Raw genomic sequence first — 18,757 nt, forward strand, 5'->3', positions numbered from 1 at the left:
GTTATTGAAGTTCCTGATTATTAATGTTTTTTGCAAGCTTGTTTAAATGCTGATTATTTGGCAATAATACTAAGCCAATGCTGACTATTTTTTTTCTATCGAATAAGAGCATTTGAGTCAGATAAATTATAAAAAAGATGGTGGCAGATATCGTAATATCTACCAATATAAATTTTAATGGGGGAATAAACTGAGTTATTAGTGAGGTTGTAATTGCCGTAACAATGCAACAAATTAAGGGTACTATAAAACTAACTATATACTTTTTGACATCAAGCGATAATATCTGACATGACTTCCACAGCGATAATGAACAGTACAAACACTTACCAAGTATAAGCATGATAAGTAATGCATTTAATCCCAAAAATGCGCTTGCTGCTGTTAGGGGGACAATAATAAACGAGAGTTTAACCTGCAGTTGAAACCACCACTTAGCGTGATTACTTAGTACAATTACATTCTTTTGTGGTATGCCTAAAATAATGAAAGCAAAGATGATGCAAAAAGCTTGAAAAGCCACCGATGCATTTAGCCATTTTTCGGTAAATAGTAGTAAAAATATTTTTTCGCTATTAATAAAACAAAAGGTAAATAGAGGAAATAAAATCAGCACCGAAAAGTAAACAGAGTTCATAAAAGCCTTACGAAACTCTATCATTTCTTCTTGTTTTTTAGCCAAAAGAGGAAAACTAATTTCGCTTACAGTACCAATAAAGATATCACTAATAATATTAGAAAACCGTTTAGCGACATTATAAAAACCAAGCTCTCGCTTACCTAGCACAGCACCAATTATCACTGATTCATAATGATCTAATATTGAAGTAACCCCATTCGTAAGCGTGGAATAAGCAGCAAAGCTATTGAGCTTCACTATGCTTGCAAGTGAGAACTGAAAAGTAACCAGCTTTCTTGTAGGTAAGTATACAGCAAAAAAGTTAGCAATAGATAAAATTGCTTGTGCCCAAATTAAAGCCCAAACGCCAAAATCTAGTAACAGCAGTCCAATAATAATAGCTGCAGATATCACCGCTGAGAAAATTGTGCGCAGCGCAATTAGGGAATATAACTGCTGCTTTAATAAAACTATATTTAATGTATAGAATAATCCATCAAAAATTAGTTTTAAACAAAATATAGTAAGAGCTAAATTAAAGGTTCGGGTTTGAAATTCAAAGAATGAAAAAAAAGAAAAGCCGATAATAATAGCTGATATAAGCAAAGAAACAGCCAAATTTAACCAAAAAATACTGCTGATTATAAGTTTATCTTCAATTTGATATTTAATAATAGAATCACGCCAACCCGATGGCATAAAGCTACTCGCAATAAAAATAATTGCTAATGCCATAGCTACTAAACCAAAGTCTTCAGGTGCAAGTATGCGCGCCGTATAGGCAAAAACACTAAAATTTATTATAGGGGGGAACAATTTACTAAGAAAGAGCCACAAAACCCCTTTAACTGAGCCTTTTATCACTTTCCGCTGCTTCTTTTTAAAATACGAATAGCAAATTGCTCTTTTAAATTTTTTAAAATAAATTTGAATGCAGAATAAGAGTTAAAAAATGACTTTATTACCATCTTACAATTTCTACTTTTTACTGAGGAGTAAAAATCAATCCACTGGATTTTTATATTGATACTATCTGCATGCTGTATCATTAACTTTTTTTCTTGAGGTTCTAGAGGCATTCTGTTTATTATTTCATAATTGCAGTCACGTAATTGGATCAAATCTTGTTTACTATGGGAACCTGACAGCGACGCTTCCCGTACAACAGCAACATACCCTGAAGCCTCAATTAATTTTAATTTAGCGCCTAGTGCAAGGCATCTGCAGTATAGTTCATAATCCTCACCTAACCGCATAGTTTCCTGATAAGTCAGCCGATGTTTTAATAAAAAATCTAGTTTAATTATAGGTTTGATGAAACCAAGTTCTTTTCTATATTGGCCTTCTTTTGTAATATTTGATTCAATAAACTCTGCTAATGAAATAGTTACGGGAAAGCACTGTTTCGCCCCTAACATTTCAGTTTTTTCAGTAGTTTTATCATGTTCATATACACGGTATTGATCATCTGCAATTAGCTCATACCCATCACTGTAAGAAAGTAATTTTTTAAAACGGCCACTTTCTATATAGTCATCTGAATCTAAGACCGTAACCCAATCGCACGTCGCTTTGTTTAGCGCTATATTTCTTGCTTTTGAAGGTCCACTATTCGTAGATGTTGAGTACACAGAAACCTTATCGTTCTGGTTTTTATAACATTTAGCAATTTCAAATGTATTATCGCTTGAGCAATCATCAACAATTATTATTTGTTTAACATTACCTTCGTTAATGACAGACTCAATTGCCCTGCCTATTGTATTCTCAGAATTATAAGCAGCTATAATCACTGCAATGGAATTATTATTTAACAAAGCACTTCCTTATTAATTAAAACAGAGCTAAATTTTAGATCGCATTGTTAGCGTGTAGAATCAGCTTTTTTCCATGTTACCGTTTTCTTACCTGAAATAGACTGCAGTATACCAATGCCAGCTGCCACATTAGCCATAGTAAAATACTCAGCTATTGCTGCTAATTTTGAAATTACCGGAATATTGGGGAGTTTATTTAGCCAAGATAAAGCTGCCATAATATAGAAAAGAACGTGTAATATTAAAACACTTGTGAATATATAACCCTCCTCACTGATAGCTATAAATAGATTAGAAACTAAAGCAGATACCATAAAAAACAGGCTGTACCAACGCAGTACTTTATGTGAATACAACTTCCATAAATCAAATAGTGAAAGTGTTTTAAAACATTCAGCTCTTAAATGTTTATAGCTGTTGTAAGAACGATTACTAATTCTAACTTTTCGCGGAAATTCTTCTGCGGTCGACTCTGCTCCTTTTTCATAAGCTGTGATAGTGTCATCAAATTTCAACTTATAACCTTGATTTATAACACCCATAGAAGAGCAAAAATCATCAAGCACATGCACAGGTAACTCTCTTAACAATCTTCTTTTTATAGAAAAAATTGATCCATCGGCCCCCATCATTGAGCCTGAAAGAGATTCTGATTTCTTTATCATTTCTTCATATTTCCAATACAACCCATTACTTTGAGCAGCACCTTCAACATCGTTATTTGTGTAAATTAATTGACCAGCTACGCCTCCAACATTTTTGTCTTCATAACATTTTGATATTTGTAGGAGAGCATCGCTTTTTAAATAAACATTCGCGTCTGAAAAAACTAAAATATCGCAATCAATATTAACTAAAGCTTGGTTAATTGCATTAGTTTTCCCCAAACCATCGTTTACTTCAAATAGCTCGACTCTTTCTGGATACTGATCTACGTAGATATTAGTTATCTCGACTGTTTTATCGGAAGAAGTGTCTGATATCACGAGTATTTTGTAATTATTTTGCTCATAATCCAAAGCTAAATGATTCTCAATTTTTTTACTGATAACAGCCTCTTCATTGTGAGCAGGTACAACAATGACAATAGTTTTATCTGTGTTGGAAACATCTTGTTTCACACTATCTTTTTTAAGCGCACCACAAATATATATAATTAAAGGGAACAAAAAATATATATAAATTAAAATAAATATTGAAATAGAAAAAATTGTAACCACTGATCACCATCCATTGTTATGCCTTATTCAAGGACTTAAAAAATAACTCTTTATCAACTTTGTCTATTGATAAACCCTGACATAATCTATTAAAAACTTTTGTGGAAAAATTGCATCGTCAACACCATACTTCCCTCCCCAAGAGCCACCTATCGCCAAGTTTATTATTAAATACATAGGCTTATTAAAAGGCCAATAAGCTTCAGAATTCCCCTCTTTTTTGTAACTAAGTAGCAATTCATTATCAACAAAAAAATCAATCTTGTTTGGATGTTTTTCTACTGCATACGTATAAAATGATTTGTCTAAATCATTTAGCTCAAATTGCCGATTAACAGCTTTTTTATTTTGATGGTTTCTCATTTTTGTATGCAAAGCTACATGTACTTTATTTTGTTGGTAACCAACATACTCCATAATGTCTATCTCACCTTTAGCTGGCCAGCCTTTATGTTCTTTATCTAAACCTAGTAACCAAATAGCAGGCCAAACACCTTTACCTTGAGGTACTTTAGCTCTTACTTCTACCCGGCCATATACCCATGAGTTCAAGTTGCGAGTTGTTAAACTTGCTGAAGTGTATAGCTGTGGTCTAGTTGCAAACAGCTCTTGCAAAAAACCAAGCTTTTTAGGCGTAGTTTTTTTAGCCTCAATTACGAGCATTCCATTCTGAACTCTCGAGTTTTCACTGTTTTTCACAACATATAACTGTTTTTCACCATTTCGAACGTAGCCTTCTTCATAGCTCCATTTTCTATCGTCAGGGAGTCCAGCGTAGTTAAATTCATCACTCCACACCAACTTCGTATACTCTTGAGCATATAAGCATGATGGTAAAAATAAAATAACTAATGCTTTTGGTTTCATGCATAACTCCTAACCTTACCACCTGAAAAGATCCCATAAAAAAAGCCTATTCCATGCGACAAATCACATAAGCTATCTAAGTGTGTACGCTTAGGACTAATCAAGAATGGTAAAAATGATAGTAAGCCCTTAACTATATATGCAACACCTTTAAAAGCGCATGTACTCAACACCTTGAAAAAAGACTTATTGCAGCTTTCAATTTTAAAACCTGTCGCTCCCATCCTAAAACAACGCCTTAATGCCCACTTAGTAGTTAAACGTTCATATACTATATGCTCTTGAACTATCGCACTTTGCACCCAAATAATTTTGCCACCGGATGCTGTAAGCCTTAAAAAAAGCTCTTTATCTTCACCACCATGGATAAGTGACTCATTAAATTTAAGATTGGATTTTTTCATTGTGTTGACGTCAATTAAAATATTATTAGTCGCCGCCCATTTAACAACTACCCCTTCGTTTACTTTACGCTCATGATATAAACTTGCTAAATAGAAATATTTAGCTGTATTAGCTGGAAAGATAGCTTTTTGAGGTCCTGCGACGACGTCAAAACCATTCACTTTAGAGCAAAGTGATTGAAGCCAGTTTTGTTGCGCAAAAGCATCGTCATCAATAAAAGCTAGATAATCGTAGTTTTTTTTTGTAGCAAACGTTAAAGCGTTATTCCGTGCATATGGGATCCCTTTTTTTGTTTCGAGAGCATGAATGATTTTTACATCACTTTCATTTGAAAGCTTACTTAAACTACCACCAACCAACTGACTATGTTCAACATTATTTTCAACAACCAATATACTCAATTCGATATTACTATCGAGCTTTTGCTCAATAATACTCAATAAGCATTGCTCAAAGGTCGAGCTTCTACTTCCTGTTGTTAACACTGCAACTAGTACTTTCAAAGAAATCTCCATATTAATTTAATAATCTTTTTCTTATTGGTAACCACAACAAACTGCACGCTCTTGGGTTCGCTGCTATAATACAAAGTGACTTTAAAACTTTTTTATTTTTAATTGACTCAACAAGTGAAATATAGCTTTTAGTTTTAGATAAGTTTCTACTTCTGAGTTTAAAAGCTTTATATTCCACAAATTGAAGGGGATACATTTCTGCAAACTTTTTATCTCCCCATTGAAACTTAGCGATATGCTCTTGACTAAGCTTCCCTGAAATAGAGTCCCCCCTGATGTTATATACATAACCACAAACTTCGACCACCTTAGCTTTCGCTTTCGCTGCTAAACATGATGCTAAGAAATAGTAGTCTTCCCCAATGCGAACCTCAGGCCAATACTGCACATTATTAGTTATTAAAAACGACTTTAAAAAAATAGGTTTCACATAACCGGTCGTCTTTTTACCCATAAAATCTGAATTTCCAGCAATAAACTCCGCAAGCGATAAATTGCCCGTTTTGAGTTCGTTATTAGTATAAAATGGCTTAAGTTGGTTAGGTTCCCCTAGACACATGTAAAAATCATCGATTAAAATATCTGCTGTTCCATCATCTGAATTAATCATCGTATTTAATCTGTTAGGTAAAAAGTAATCATCTGAATCTAAAACAGCTATCCACTTCCCTTTTGCAGCTGAAAACCCAATATTTCGAGCAGCTCCTGGACCACCATTTCCACTAGAACGAATTAACCTGACACGTTCATCTTTATAACTTTCAACTACTCTACAAGTATTATCATTTGAAAAGTCATCTACCACTATTACCTCAAGGCTTATATCTTGCTGCAAAGCCGAGTCTATCGCCTTACTGATAAATTTTTCAGAGTTCCATGCCGCGATAACAACTGAAACTTCTAATTCAACTTTCATTTGATTCCTTGTTGATATAATCGACTGAATTCTCGATCATTTTAAAGTCCTTAGTACTGAATTATCTCGTTTTTACCTAAAAGCTTTGCAAGTACTCCAAAATGAAGAGTTCCTCTTAGTAACCATTTATATTTTTTATCACTACCCAACATTGATAAAAGGCACATAAATAAGCAGAACGTAAATTTACAAATTGCTAAAGCACTATATTTTATTTTGTTTTTAAAACTAAACTTATGTTTGAGTAATCGGGCACCACATGTTTGTCCAAATCTAAATTTTCGCTTTAATAACCACATTAAATTTGCCCTTTCTAACGGGACAGGTTCTGTTACTAATGCATCAGGCGCAAAAGTAATATTGCCCCCATTAGAATAAACAGATGAAAAATAACTACTATCCTCCCCCCCCGATTTACCTAAAGAATAGTCAAAACGTAGATCAGCACAGGCAGGGTGCTTTAAATGAATTAGAGCGTTTGCCGTTGATGTAGTTTGTATTACACCTTTTACATAAACTGGATATTGGGAATGAAAATCACATTTTTTCATCCATGTTGGTGCATTTTCTTGATAAATAGCTTTAACTGGTCCGCAAACAACAGCAGCTTTTTCTAATTGTGCTTTTCTGTATAAGTTTGAAAGCCAGTAGACTGAAGCAATCTCATCATCATCAATAGATGCCATCCAATCGCAATCAACATTATCTAAACATGCATTCCTTGCAATTGAAATATTTTGAGAAGGTGCATGCACATACTTTAGATTCAAGCCAAACTCTTCAGCCCAAGCTTCAATTGTATCTTTTGCTTTATTTGTTTTATCGTTATCAGCGACTAATACCTTTAGCGTTATATCCTCTGATAAAGACTGTTTTGTTAAAGACTCTAGCGTATCCCTGAGGCTGCTTCGCTGGTATGTACATATCGCAACACAAATTTCCATGTATTAACCTTATCTAATTAAACTTTCCATTTGTAGCAGATGACCATTTGCTTAATGCAAGCTCAACTCCGCCATCAAATTTTTTACCTTTTGATACTAACCAGCCTGGGTAAACATCTGTAGATTTCACTAATTTCATTACTCTATCTGGATGGATCCCAATATTGAACGCATTAAACAAACGCAAAGTTTTTGCTACTCCAAGAACAATAGCTTTTGGTAACATGACTGTTTTCACATTATCAAAATGATTAGACTGAAAAGTTATTATTATATCTTCTAGAGTGTAGCCATGATGGTAAGCACCATTAAACGTAACTAGTGTTTGGTTTTGTTCTTCAGCAAAATTAATAGCCTCCAGCAAATCATCTACGTATATACACGCTTTAATTGTGTTCTTTCTTCCTGGATAAATAAAGATGCCTTTGCTAAGTAATGTTGCCAACCTAGTAAAATTACCACCTTCGCCAGGACCGAATACAACTGCAGGTCTCACTATTACTAAATGTTTATTTATTGAATCTTTGTTGAGCCATTCTTTATGGATTTTCTCTGCAATCATCTTAGAATAGCCGTAAGATGACTCTGGTTGTAATACGGTTTCTTCAGTTTTTTGCTCTTCGCTGGGCCCATAGACTGAAATCGAACTAGTAAAAACTATATGCTCAATACCTGCTCTTTCTGCGTATTTACAAACTTCTATTGCACCACAAATATTTGTTTCATAGTACTCATGGTGTTCATGCCCAGGTGTAGTGTGGATAGCCGCAAAATTGTAAATTTTTTCGATCCCATCAAATAAATCTAAAGAAGATAAGTCACGTACGTCAGCTAAAATGTATTTAACACCTTCTCTTTTTATTTTTGGTTTTCTTATATCTATCGAAATAACTTTTTTGCAGCCTTGCATTTTAAGTTTGTCAATCAGGTGTGACCCAATAAAACCAGACCCGCCAAATATCACAACACCATTATGTATTTCATTAGTCATTACTTTCATCTCCCTTTAAATAAACCCAAGCCATACACATAAATAGATGGATGATTGTAAATTGTTCAAACCATACAGCCTCTAAAAAAGCCTGAAAAAATAAATAGCTCAACATTAAAATTGAAAAAAAGTGAGAGCTTCCAATAGTTATTTTTTTTAAGCTAAAAATCCTTCTAATGAACACCATTATTAAATAAATATATGAAAAAAGCCCAATCAAGCCTAACTCCACAGCTATATCTATATACATATTGTGAAAATTAAAACCAGCCCCTGATGGCACATGATGGATCGCCCAAATATCTTCAGCTACATTATTACCTACATAAAACAAACTTTGGAAGCCGACACCAAACAATGGCTTATCTGCTATTAAGTTGATTCCTCTTTCCCATAAGTATGTGCGGCCCGTTAGAGTTGGATCTTTACCAATGCTAAACATAAACTCATTAAAGCTGTGATTAGCAAGCGAATAAACCAAAAAGAACAAAGCAAATAGGCATATAAATGATATCAGGTAATTAAATTTACTACGTGTAAATTTATCTAGAGACATATTTTGGTAAATAACAATCGACAAACTAATTAAAATACTTCCTACAATAAACACTATCGCCCCGAGGGATTTTGCTTTAATAAGTACTAAAGCTGAGATAGCTAATAATATAAAACCTAATACACGGCTAGCAGTATCTATTTTTTTATTTAGCAATAGAGTAATCGCTACAACAATACACATTGAAGTATTGGTAGCAAGATAGTTTTTACTGCCAAAAATTCCTATTAAACTTATTTCACCGGTCATCCCGTTAAGGGCAGTTCTAGATGAAAATAAACTCATAGCCATTGCGAGCAACATTATAATAGCTGCTGCTCTAAGGAATAAGTTCATATTTAGACGGCTAGCTATGACAACAGCAAAAATTGTTGTTAGCAATAGTTGAATACTACCTCTTATTACAGTAATTGGGATATCGGACCAAACCGCAGATAAAAAACATAAAGCAGGTACTACAAACAACTCCCAATTTTTTCTACAAACTCTATTTGTGTAAATAAGATTAGAAGCTGCATAAGCTGTACCAGCAATCAAGAAGGTTAATGCTGCAAGTGCGCCAAACATCGTATTAAACAATAGCGAACCAATCGCTAACGAAGCCCATATTGAAGCATATAAATGATCTTTTTTTATTAACATTATCACCTAGCTTGATTAATTATCTATTAAGTGAACTCCTACAGGTACAGACTCAAAATAACGCTTTAACCTGCCTCGTAAACTCTTCACCCATATGGCTTGATTGCATTGCATATTCTACATTGGCCAACATGTAACCTAATTTAGAACCACAATCATGAGATTTACCTTTTAGATGGTAGGCTTCAAGCGTTTCTAGGTGGCGCAATTGCAATAAAGCATCAGTAAGTTGTATTTCGCCGCCTGCGCCTGGTGGGGTGTATTCTAGTAAATCCCAAATTGCTGTAGATACAACATAACGCCCTGTAATAGCTAAATTACTCGGTGCTTCATCGTTATTTGGTTTTTCGACCATGTTTTTAATTGCAGCATTTTCGCCGGCATTTATTTTCTTACCTGCTAAATCAACCACACCATATTGATGCACTTGCTCTTGAGGCACTGGCTCTACCATTACTTGGTTGTAGCCCGTTTTGTCGAATCGGTCGATCATTTGACTTAAATTGTCAGTTTTTGAATTTGATTTATATTTATCAATAATTACGTCAGGTAACATTACTGCAAATGGGTTATTACCGACAATTGGGCGCGCTGCTAAAACAGCATGGCCTAAACCTAGTGGTGCTGATTGACGAACAGAAATTACCGTTACATCTTTTGGTACTATTGAGCGAACCTCTTCTAGTAAACTACGCTTTACGCGCGCCTCTAGTGTGGCTTCTAGCTCAAAGCTTGTATCAAAATGGTTTTCAATTGAGTTTTTTGAAGCGTGTGTGACAAGCACAATTTCTTTAATACCAGCTGCTACGGCTTCGTTAACTACGTATTGAATTAAAGGTTTATCTACCAGAGGAAGCATTTCTTTAGGGATGGCTTTTGTGGCTGGTAACATACGCGTACCAAGGCCAGCTACAGGCAATACTGCTTTTAAAACTTTCACTTTAATTCCTTTCATTATTTTTGTTAAACCACAAAAAAAGGAACTGCTAAGCTAAAATCCCTTTTCAAGCGCTTCACATGCCGTGTGAGATTGCTATTATACACAACACAATAATGCACTCAATAATTAAAGAGTACTTTTTGATTGTTTTTTTGTTAATAATATGTTGCACCATACTGGGTTGCATCGCACTATTTTAGTGCTCTCATACTTTTTAGTGATCTACCTTTCCAAAGCTACCAATACTATACTAGGCTTGTTTGGTTATTATGGAACACAGACTTGAAGGAACATTTGTGCGTTTAGGGTTTTACATTTTATTATTAGTGTCTTTTTTTGTATGCGCACAAGATATGCTTTTGTATTTACGCAATAGCGATATAATTGCGCGCGCTCAAAAACAATATGGTAATGAAGGGCATAAACGCATTAAAAACTGGCTCAGTTTTATAGATGAATCGGCTGACAAAAGTGAATGGCAAAAAATCCATTTGGTGAATGACTTTTTTAATAAGCACATTAAATACAAAACCGATGATGAGCTTTGGCACCAAAAAGATTATTGGGCCACCCCGCTTGAAAGCTTAGGCGTGGGTATGGGTGATTGTGAAGACTACGTAATTGCCAAATACTTTACATTAATAGCACTTGGCGTACCCGAAGATAAAGTACGTTTAATGTATGTACGTCAAAAAACAGTTAATCAACCTCATATGGTGCTGATATATATTGAAACTCCTAATCAAATCCCCTTTGTTTTAGGTAACTTTAATACTAAACTACTGCCCGCTAATAAACGCCCTGATTTAACACCTATATATAGTTTTAATGGCCAAGGTTTATGGTTAGCCAAATCAAAAGGGTTAGGCAATAAAGTAAAAAATAGCCGTGGTGTTTCTGCCTGGAACACCATGCTAGAGCGAATTGAACAAGGTGAGCTTGCGCCCGCCAAAAGTGATAAAGGAACACCGAGTTATGTCTCGACTTTTTAAAAATGGATTGAGTTTAAAAACCCAAGTATATGGCCTTATTATATTGATTTCGGTACTTTCGTTTTTTGTACGCGTAATTACTGACGTTGATACCACTCGCCAATACTTACAAACGCAAATGGGTAGCCACGCGCAAGATACAGCAACAAGCTTAGGGCTTTCTATTTCACCCTACCTTGAAGAAGATAGCTTAATGATTGCCCAAACCATGGCAACCGCTATTTTCGACTCGGGTTATTACAAACAAATAAAATTTACTAACGCCGATAGTAACGTGGTATTTAACCTAACAAGCCCAAAACGCGTTGAGTCTGTACCTAATTGGTTTATTACAGCAGTAAAGCTCAACGCCCCTACTATGCAATCAGAATTAAACAATGGCTGGATCATGGCGGGAGTGCTTGAAGTAACAAGCCATGTTGGCCAATCGTATTTAACGCTATGGGAACATACTAAACGTAGCTTTTATGGTTCTTTATTATTATTACTAGCGTCGCTTGCTGTAGCATATTTAATATTACGTGCTGTATTTAAACCTTTAAAAGCAGTAGAAAACCAAGCACATTTGGTTACGCGTAAACGCTTTACATTAAACGACGAAATACCTGTTGCGCGCGAGCTACGTACTGTGACTAAAGCCATTAATAATATGGTAATGAACCTACAAAGCACCTTCGACTCCTTAACAAAGCAAACACAAGCACTTACCGATGAAGTATATGTAGACTCACTCACTGGGCTGGGTAACCGCCGTTCGTTTGAGAACCACTTTAACTCAGTGGTTGACACCATTACTAGCGACACTCCAATCACTGCAATGATGGTTACTCTCCCCTCACTTGCTAATATTAACCAAACTGTAAGTTACCAAGATGGTGACGAGCACGTACATGATGTAAGCGTTACTTTGCAAAATGTGTTTGGTGCTTTAACTAATTCTAAAATATTTAGACTTAACGGCAGTACTTTTATTGCTTTAGTCCCATTCGATATGCAATTTTTAAGTAGAACACGCCTCGATATAAATGATGCCTTTAGTAAAAAGAAAAACAGCTTACACGTAAATGGTTTTGCTAACTTAGCGTTAGTAAGTGTTGATAATGGCTCATCTATTGGGAGTGTGCTTTCGGCGCTTGATACTGGCTGTACTATTGGCGATTCGGCTGTAAATAAAGTAGATAAAGATACTTTGTTTAGTGTTAAAGAGTGGCGTTCGCTTATTCAATCAATTATTGCTACTGGTGAAGTTAGCTTTTCGGTGCAGCCAGTCAAGCGCACTAACTCACAAAACAAGCAGTGCTACTTTGAGGTGTTTGCTCATTTTACGCATGAAGGCGAAAAGGTTAATAATGGCCATTTATTTGCTATGGCCGAAAAGCTTAACTTAACCGAAGAGTTAGACAAAAAAATAATTCGTAACTTTGTAAACGTTAAAGAGCAACACCCAGACGATACATTTGCGTTAAATATTAGTAAAGCTTCGTTGTATTCAACTGACTTTATTGAATGGCTTACTCTTTATGCTCACACTAAACCAATTATTAAAACAAACTTGGTTTTTGAATTGCATGAAATTAGCTTGCTTTACAACGTACATGTTGCCTCTTTACATATAGATACAATAAAAGATATTGGCATAAGTGTGTGTGTTGAACACTTTGGCACTAGTTTAACCTCGTTTAGATACTTACAAGGGTTAGATATTGAATATATAAAAATAGATGGTAGCTATATTCAAGATTTATTAGATAACACCCAAAGCCAATTTTTTATTCAAACAGTTAATAATATTTGTCATGGCTTTGGTATTAAAGTTTTAGCTTGTTTAATTGAAAAACCTGAAACTTTAAAGGTACTTGAAGGTTTAGGTTGCGATGGCGTACAGGGCAATTTAATAATGCCGCCAACCAAGATAATAAAAACTAATGATAATGGCGAAAATAAAGAGTTTACTTTTTGCACCGATGCGCTAAGATTTTGTAATTAATACTCTACCAAGGGACAAGAGATGAAATCATTTATATTGGCCAGCTTAATCGCTGGTGCATCTGCACTTACAGTTTTACCAAGTTATGCACAAACGGATACTGATGCAGTCGTACAAACTGAAGGCATGACTAATTTAGTCAACGTTTTAAATAGCGTAACCGCTGAAACAGCTCCAGATCAGCTTAAAGCAGACTTAGTAGCGGCTATTAACGGCGTATGTACAAATTGTACTGCTGCCCAAGTTGATTCTATGATGACTGTAGTTGTAGACGCTATTGGTGCTGATAGCCCACTTATTGCTGATTTTTTAGCTGCACTTGTAGCCGCTGGCGTTGACAGCGATACCATTACACTTGCTGCTATTACCGCTGGCGTTGATGCCACTGTTGCCTCTGAAGCAACAGCAGCTGGCCCAGGTGGCGCTCCAACTCCTGTAGCCCCGGTAATTGTTACTTTACCAACAACTCCAGTACCACAAGGTGCCGGCGGCACAGGTGGCGATGAAGGTATATCTGAAGTCGGTAACTAACCGTTAATAAAATAATAAAAACGCAGCCTTTTGGCTGCGTTTTACTTTATATGGCTTATTTTTTTAGCCCTTCTTTTTAGGCTCTTAGTTTAGAGAATCCTGTGAATCGTTTTATATTTTTTTTACTCTGCGCAATTTTATTTTTGCTGCCCTTACCATTAGGTAGTTACCGCCCTTGGGCAATTTTAGCAATGGGGATATTAATTAGTGCTACCTTTTTCACCCATTTAGTTTACAGCAGTATTAATAACGAGCACCCTTTATACCCTCCTTTATATTCTTGGCCTTTATTTACTGTACTCGGTATAGTTGCGGGCGTATGCGCAGTACAAATATTTACCGTAAGTGTTGACCCGTTTCAAACTAAACAAATGCTTATTAAAACAAGTTTTATGATTTTATTTTGTTGGCTTGTGCTTATTTATTGCAATAGTGAAAAGCATATTAAAAATTTAATATACGCAATTATAAGTGCAGGCGTATTTCAGGCTTTATATGCGACTTATTTAAATTTATCGCCAGATATAATTAGCCCGTTATTTGGCTATAAACATACCGACCGTGCTATTGGCACGTTTACTTACTCTAACTTTTTGGCTAACTTTTTAGCTTTATGTTTATGTCTAGGTATTGGTGTTTTAGTTAGCGAATTAAAGCGATCTACTAGCGATTACAAACAAACATTAAAGCAAACGCTTCGTGCGTGGGCTGAAATACTTTTAAGCTCAAAAATAATTTTACGTATTTCGTTAATTATTATTATTGTTGCGTTAATTTTAACGCGTAGCCGTATGGGTAACTCGGCATTTTTTATTGCATTAATGGTTGTTAGCTTACTCGCGTTTTTTATTTACAGGCAAAAACCTAAAGCGTTTAAACTACTTATAGTTAGTTTTTTTATAATCGATTTAATTATTATTGGCGCTATATTTGATGTAGAAAAAGTTAAACAGCGTATTAGCGAAACCAGTATTTCATCAGAAACCCGTGACGAAGTTGTACGCGATTCTATACCGCTTATTTTGGATAAGCCTTTGTTGGGCTCTGGTGGTGGTACATTTTATACTGCGTTTCCGGCGTATCAGTCTGAGCCTTATTCTGGTTACTACGATAATGCCCATAACGATTACGTACAGTTTGCAGTGGAGCTGGGTATACCTACTACAGCCGCACTGGGCTCACTTATACTTTATTGTTTATGGTTATGTATAGCGACTATGCGAAAACGTAAAACAGCGCTGTTTCAGGGTGTTGCTTTTGGCTGTGCCATTGCAATTATAGATATGCTGCTGCACTCGTTGGTAGATTATTCTTTGCAAGCCGGTGCAAACTCAATGTTGTTTATGACTATTTTATGTTTGGCAATATTAAGCAGTAAATTACCCGCGTCTAAACGAAGCCGAAAAGAGCATGGTTAAATACAAAGCTAAGTAATTACCTAATATAGTGATTAGAGGCTGCGCTTCTCACGCGAGCAAGCTCAGCTTCTACCGCCAAGGTTCAATTTACGGTTAACTTGTTAGCGTAACAAGCAAAGCCTGTAATAAGTAATTTATGCACTAAGAGGTTATGAGGCGCTGCTCTTTTAGAGAAGGGAATGGACACAAAATGCAGTTTTGCTGGTATTATGCCTTTTCATCTACCCCCTCTTTGTGCAAATAGACCTTTGATTGATTTTATTAGTAAATAGATTAAGCGTTGCTTTCGTAACAAGCGTACCCGTTATAAGTGATTTATTCACTAAGAGGCTAAGAGACGCTGCGCTTTTAGAGAAGAAATAAAACCGATAATATATCCTGATTGGCATTATGTCTTCTCATTTACTCCTCTTTCGCTTCTCTTTGTGCAAATAGGTTTTTAGCTGGTTTTTAAATAAATTAAGCGTTGCTTTCTTAACAACCTTACTCCGTAATTAGTAATTTATTCACAAAGAGGTTATGAGGCGCTGCGCTTTTAGAGAAGGGAATGAACACCGAAACTGTATTCTGATTGGCATTGTGTCTTCTCATTTACTCCTCTTTCGCTTCTCTTTGTGCAAATAGACCTTTAATTTATTTAATTATTGATTAAGAATTACTGTTCTTCTAAATCAAACTCGGTTAAATGCCCTTCACCATGTATGAGTTGGTAGCGGGCTAAATTTCCTTGCTCTAGTGTTATTAAACTAATAGCTGAGTCGCTTACTAAGTATTTTTGCCCTTCACCTATAGTTTGGTGTTTATCTACTTCCATGTGCCAGCGTTTGGTAAAAAAGTTTAAAGGACTTTTTGGGCCGTATAAAATTGAATCTAGTTTATCGAGTATGTTTATTAATTTACGCGGGAACTCGTTTTTAATACCGCTGGCGGTAAGTTGCCAAATTCGATTAGGGTGATCGCCAAAACGCTTTTGCACTGAAAAGCAAAATGAGTAATGTACATCACCAGATAAAATAAGGGTTTCGTTTGGGGTGTCGGTTCGTCTAAATGTATCGAGTAGCTTTTTGGCTGAGCCTTCGTGCGCCATCCAGTTTTCTACGTCAACCATGAGTGGTTGGCCACATATGTTAAACATGGCTTGAATGGCTTCTATTGATTTAACACCAAACACGGGAGCTGGCGATACAATAATAACTTGGTCGTGGCTTAATAGGCTTTCCTCAAGCTCAGTGAGACGTTCCCAATCAAGTAGACCTGACGGCTCGTTAAAGTTTTGCTCATTTCGCCAGCGGTGCGTACGCGTATCTAGCACCACTACTTTGGGTATTGTCGTTAACTCGTAATGCCAAAAACTAAAATCGTTTAGTGGTTTATCAAATGCTTTAAACTGCCATAAATTATTAGCAGTACGGCTTTGCTTGAAAGGTGTAAGTAGCTCGCCTGTTTTATTTAGTGCATCGTTCCCCATCCCTTGGAAAAGCCAATAACTAATTAAACCGTTATTAATGATCCGTTTACTACTTGGGTTTTCATTTATAGCTTGCTCCCACCCAGCGGTGAGGTTCCAATCATCGGTTACATCGTGATCGTCAAACATCATTAGCGTCGATACATTGGCAAACAACCGCTCTACTTCACTTAAGCCTTTTGCATAATCAATCAGTGCTGTTTTTTCAGCGTCAAAAATAGTTTTTTTTTGCTCGCTTTGACCTGAATATGTTGTGTTTTGTATATCAACGCATTGCCAAGCAGCAGCACTAAAATTTAATAAATAAAGTGCTATATATTCTTCAAAGTGGATGAGGTGGTTATACGCTTTTACACTTGAGAAATGAGGTTCGTCTTTTTTTAGCCAGTAACCCACACCTAACTTTGAGCGTTTTTGCCAAGGCGTTTTTGGTAAAAACAAATGGCGATTATAAAGTTGCTCATTTATGTCGGCGGGTAGCTCAATGGCAAGTGGTTGCTCTTTATAAATACCTAAGGCTTTAATTAACTGATGAACAGCTAATAACATGGGCCCTGCTACGTCATCGGCATAAACCTGATCACCGCTCAGTAATAACAATTGTGCGCCTTGATTATTATTAGCGCGCTGAGTATTTTGCCAGTGACTTGCAGACACTAAGCTGTCTTTTGCTGGATGATGTGCATTACGGCACGAGCCATGCAAAATATCACTCAGTTCATTAGGAATTACAAATGCAGGCGTTGTTTGATTGCTATAGCACCAAGGCGATAAATCCATTGCTGTATCGTCAATTACAAGCTTATAGCTTAATAAGCTATCGACAGGGAGTTTGTTATTTATTGGCTTTATAATGACGAAATGCAGATACAAATGTTCCCCTAAAGAAACAGTGTGTTGATCGCTATAACATTCATGATTTATAAGTGTAATTTGGCAATTTGCAGGTCTGGAGGTAGCAAACTGAATACAGACTCCAGTTTGCTCTGCACGGCGCACCATTGGCCCCATTAGTAAAATAGGAAGGTTTACCGTGTGAGTAATCATGTATTTAGCCTTTAGCTGCTAATTTAAATAAAGAATAAAAGTTCTCGGTAGTCGCTTTAGCCAGTTCATTAAAGCTAATGCCTTTAAGTTCGCTAATGTAATAAGCAACATCTTCTACGTACGCTGGCTGGTTTGTTTGCCCACGATACGGTACTGGTGCTAAATAAGGCGAGTCGGTTTCTATTAGTAATCTATCTAGCGGTATTTGTTTTACTACTTCTTTTAGCTCAATAGCATTTTTAAAGGTAACAATGCCCGAAATAGAAATATAAAAGCCCATGTCTATGGCTTTTTTAGCCATATCCCAGTCTTCAGTAAAGCAATGTAGCACACCACCGCAGTTTTCGGCCTTGTGCTCGCGCATTAAATTAATGGTGTCGGCGCGGGCATCACGAGTATGAATAATTAACGGTTTTTGTAATTCGTTAGCTACTTCAATATGCCCAACAAAGCTTGCTTGCTGCACTGCGTGAGTATCTTTTGAATAGTAGTAATCAAGGCCCGTTTCGCCAATAGCAACGACTTTTTCGTGTGAGGCTAAGTCAATTAGTTGCTGTTTATTAAGGGCGTCTTTTTGATCAAGTGGATGTACACCGCATGAGGCTGAGACATCGTCGTAATGCTTAATTTTATCAAGCATGCTTGGAAACTGATCAAGCGTTACGCTTACACATAAAAAGTGCTCTATTTGCTTTGCACGCGCTTTATCAAGAACTTGGTCAAGGTTTAAGTCTAGTTTATCAAAATCAAGACGATCTAAATGGCAATGAGAATCTACAATCACTATAAGGCCTGTATTATGTTCAGGGTTTAAATTTGTTCGTTTAATTTATTATGTTAATAATTAAAAGAACCCAATATAGGGCGGCGTTAATCTCAATG

General features: G+C 36.0%; 16 protein-coding genes. 4 read left to right on the forward strand and 12 right to left on the reverse strand.

The window, feature by feature from the left end:
* Position 1 precedes the first annotated feature (1 nt).
* The 10 genes from I6F50_RS05750 to galU form a co-directional block, all read right to left on the reverse strand.
* Positions 2–1,483 carry an oligosaccharide flippase family protein gene (locus I6F50_RS05750; protein WP_197175565.1) on the reverse strand — a complete coding sequence of 494 codons (1,482 nt, stop codon included), beginning with the start codon at positions 1,481–1,483 and terminating at the stop codon, positions 2–4.
* The gene (locus tag I6F50_RS05755) at positions 1,480–2,436 is read right to left on the reverse strand and encodes a glycosyltransferase family 2 protein (protein WP_197175567.1); all 957 of its coding nucleotides are present in this window, start codon (positions 2,434–2,436) and stop codon (positions 1,480–1,482) included. Before I6F50_RS05755 ends, I6F50_RS05750 begins: the two co-directional genes overlap by 4 nt.
* Before the next feature lie 47 nt (positions 2,437–2,483).
* Positions 2,484–3,656 (reverse strand): glycosyltransferase, encoded by a 1,173-nt coding sequence (locus I6F50_RS05760; protein ID WP_197175569.1) that lies wholly within the window; start codon positions 3,654–3,656, stop codon positions 2,484–2,486.
* 63 nt (positions 3,657–3,719) lie between these two features.
* The gene (locus I6F50_RS05765) at positions 3,720–4,523 is read right to left on the reverse strand and encodes a family 16 glycosylhydrolase (RefSeq protein WP_197175571.1); all 804 of its coding nucleotides are present in this window, start codon (positions 4,521–4,523) and stop codon (positions 3,720–3,722) included.
* On the reverse strand, positions 4,520–5,431 hold the full coding sequence (locus I6F50_RS05770; protein WP_197175573.1) for a glycosyltransferase family 2 protein: 912 nt from the start codon (positions 5,429–5,431) through the stop codon (positions 4,520–4,522). Before I6F50_RS05770 ends, I6F50_RS05765 begins: the two co-directional genes overlap by 4 nt.
* A gap of 13 nt (positions 5,432–5,444) precedes the next feature.
* Positions 5,445–6,359, reverse strand: a complete 915-nt coding sequence (locus tag I6F50_RS05775; RefSeq protein WP_197175575.1) for a glycosyltransferase family 2 protein — start codon at positions 6,357–6,359, stop codon at positions 5,445–5,447.
* Between the two features lie 50 nt (positions 6,360–6,409).
* Positions 6,410–7,303 (reverse strand): glycosyltransferase family 2 protein, encoded by an 894-nt coding sequence (locus I6F50_RS05780; RefSeq protein WP_197175577.1) that lies wholly within the window; start codon positions 7,301–7,303, stop codon positions 6,410–6,412.
* Positions 7,304–7,316: 13 nt separating this feature from the next.
* Positions 7,317–8,294: an NAD(P)-dependent oxidoreductase gene (locus I6F50_RS05785; protein WP_197175579.1), complete on the reverse strand. Its 978-nt coding sequence runs from the start codon at positions 8,292–8,294 to the stop codon at positions 7,317–7,319.
* Positions 8,287–9,492, reverse strand: a complete 1,206-nt coding sequence (locus I6F50_RS05790) for an O-antigen ligase (protein ID WP_197175582.1) — start codon at positions 9,490–9,492, stop codon at positions 8,287–8,289. Before I6F50_RS05790 ends, I6F50_RS05785 begins: the two co-directional genes overlap by 8 nt.
* Before the next feature lie 52 nt (positions 9,493–9,544).
* Positions 9,545–10,432 (reverse strand): UTP--glucose-1-phosphate uridylyltransferase GalU, encoded by an 888-nt coding sequence (galU, locus tag I6F50_RS05795; protein WP_197175584.1) that lies wholly within the window; start codon positions 10,430–10,432, stop codon positions 9,545–9,547.
* Positions 10,433–10,728: 296 nt separating this feature from the next.
* On the opposite strand from galU, the gene I6F50_RS05800 reads away from it, so the two are divergent.
* The 4 genes from I6F50_RS05800 to I6F50_RS05815 all read left to right on the forward strand — a co-directional run bounded on the left by I6F50_RS05800 (position 10,729) and on the right by I6F50_RS05815 (position 15,360).
* Positions 10,729–11,424 carry a transglutaminase-like cysteine peptidase gene (locus I6F50_RS05800; RefSeq protein ID WP_197175667.1) on the forward strand — a complete coding sequence of 232 codons (696 nt, stop codon included), beginning with the start codon at positions 10,729–10,731 and terminating at the stop codon, positions 11,422–11,424.
* Complete coding sequence (locus I6F50_RS05805; protein ID WP_197175587.1) at positions 11,408–13,411, forward strand: EAL domain-containing protein; 2,004 nt, start codon at positions 11,408–11,410, stop codon at positions 13,409–13,411. The genes I6F50_RS05800 and I6F50_RS05805 overlap by 17 nt, the downstream gene beginning before the upstream one ends.
* A 21-nt stretch (positions 13,412–13,432) precedes the next feature.
* Positions 13,433–13,942 carry a hypothetical protein gene (locus I6F50_RS05810; RefSeq protein ID WP_197175588.1) on the forward strand — a complete coding sequence of 170 codons (510 nt, stop codon included), beginning with the start codon at positions 13,433–13,435 and terminating at the stop codon, positions 13,940–13,942.
* 101 nt (positions 13,943–14,043) lie between these two features.
* The gene (locus I6F50_RS05815) at positions 14,044–15,360 is read left to right on the forward strand and encodes an O-antigen ligase (RefSeq protein WP_197175589.1); all 1,317 of its coding nucleotides are present in this window, start codon (positions 14,044–14,046) and stop codon (positions 15,358–15,360) included.
* A 655-nt stretch (positions 15,361–16,015) separates the two neighbouring features.
* Here the strand turns inward: I6F50_RS05815 and I6F50_RS05820 are convergent.
* Both I6F50_RS05820 and I6F50_RS05825 read right to left on the reverse strand, forming a co-directional pair.
* On the reverse strand, positions 16,016–17,875 hold the full coding sequence (locus I6F50_RS05820; protein ID WP_197175590.1) for an alkaline phosphatase D family protein: 1,860 nt from the start codon (positions 17,873–17,875) through the stop codon (positions 16,016–16,018).
* A 4-nt stretch (positions 17,876–17,879) separates the two neighbouring features.
* Positions 17,880–18,659 (reverse strand): TatD family hydrolase, encoded by a 780-nt coding sequence (locus tag I6F50_RS05825; RefSeq protein WP_007585741.1) that lies wholly within the window; start codon positions 18,657–18,659, stop codon positions 17,880–17,882.
* Positions 18,660–18,757: the final 98 nt, after the last annotated feature.

It is taken from the genome of Pseudoalteromonas sp. NZS127_1 (genome assembly GCF_015864295.1).
In the GTDB taxonomy this organism is placed as follows: Bacteria; Pseudomonadota; Gammaproteobacteria; order Enterobacterales; family Alteromonadaceae; genus Pseudoalteromonas; species Pseudoalteromonas arctica.

Coding starts and splice junctions, on each gene's coding strand:
- I6F50_RS05765 (WP_197175571.1), bottom strand. CDS start 4,523: ATGAAACCAAAAGCATTAGTTATTTTATTTTTACCATCATGCTTATAT.
- I6F50_RS05775 (WP_197175575.1), bottom strand. CDS start 6,359: ATGAAAGTTGAATTAGAAGTTTCAGTTGTTATCGCGGCATGGAACTCT.
- I6F50_RS05780 (WP_197175577.1), bottom strand. CDS start 7,303: ATGGAAATTTGTGTTGCGATATGTACATACCAGCGAAGCAGCCTCAGG.
- I6F50_RS05785 (WP_197175579.1), bottom strand. CDS start 8,294: ATGACTAATGAAATACATAATGGTGTTGTGATATTTGGCGGGTCTGGT.
- I6F50_RS05790 (WP_197175582.1), bottom strand. CDS start 9,492: ATGTTAATAAAAAAAGATCATTTATATGCTTCAATATGGGCTTCGTTA.
- I6F50_RS05805 (WP_197175587.1), top strand. CDS start 11,408: ATGTCTCGACTTTTTAAAAATGGATTGAGTTTAAAAACCCAAGTATAT.
- I6F50_RS05810 (WP_197175588.1), top strand. CDS start 13,433: ATGAAATCATTTATATTGGCCAGCTTAATCGCTGGTGCATCTGCACTT.
- I6F50_RS05820 (WP_197175590.1), bottom strand. CDS start 17,875: ATGATTACTCACACGGTAAACCTTCCTATTTTACTAATGGGGCCAATG.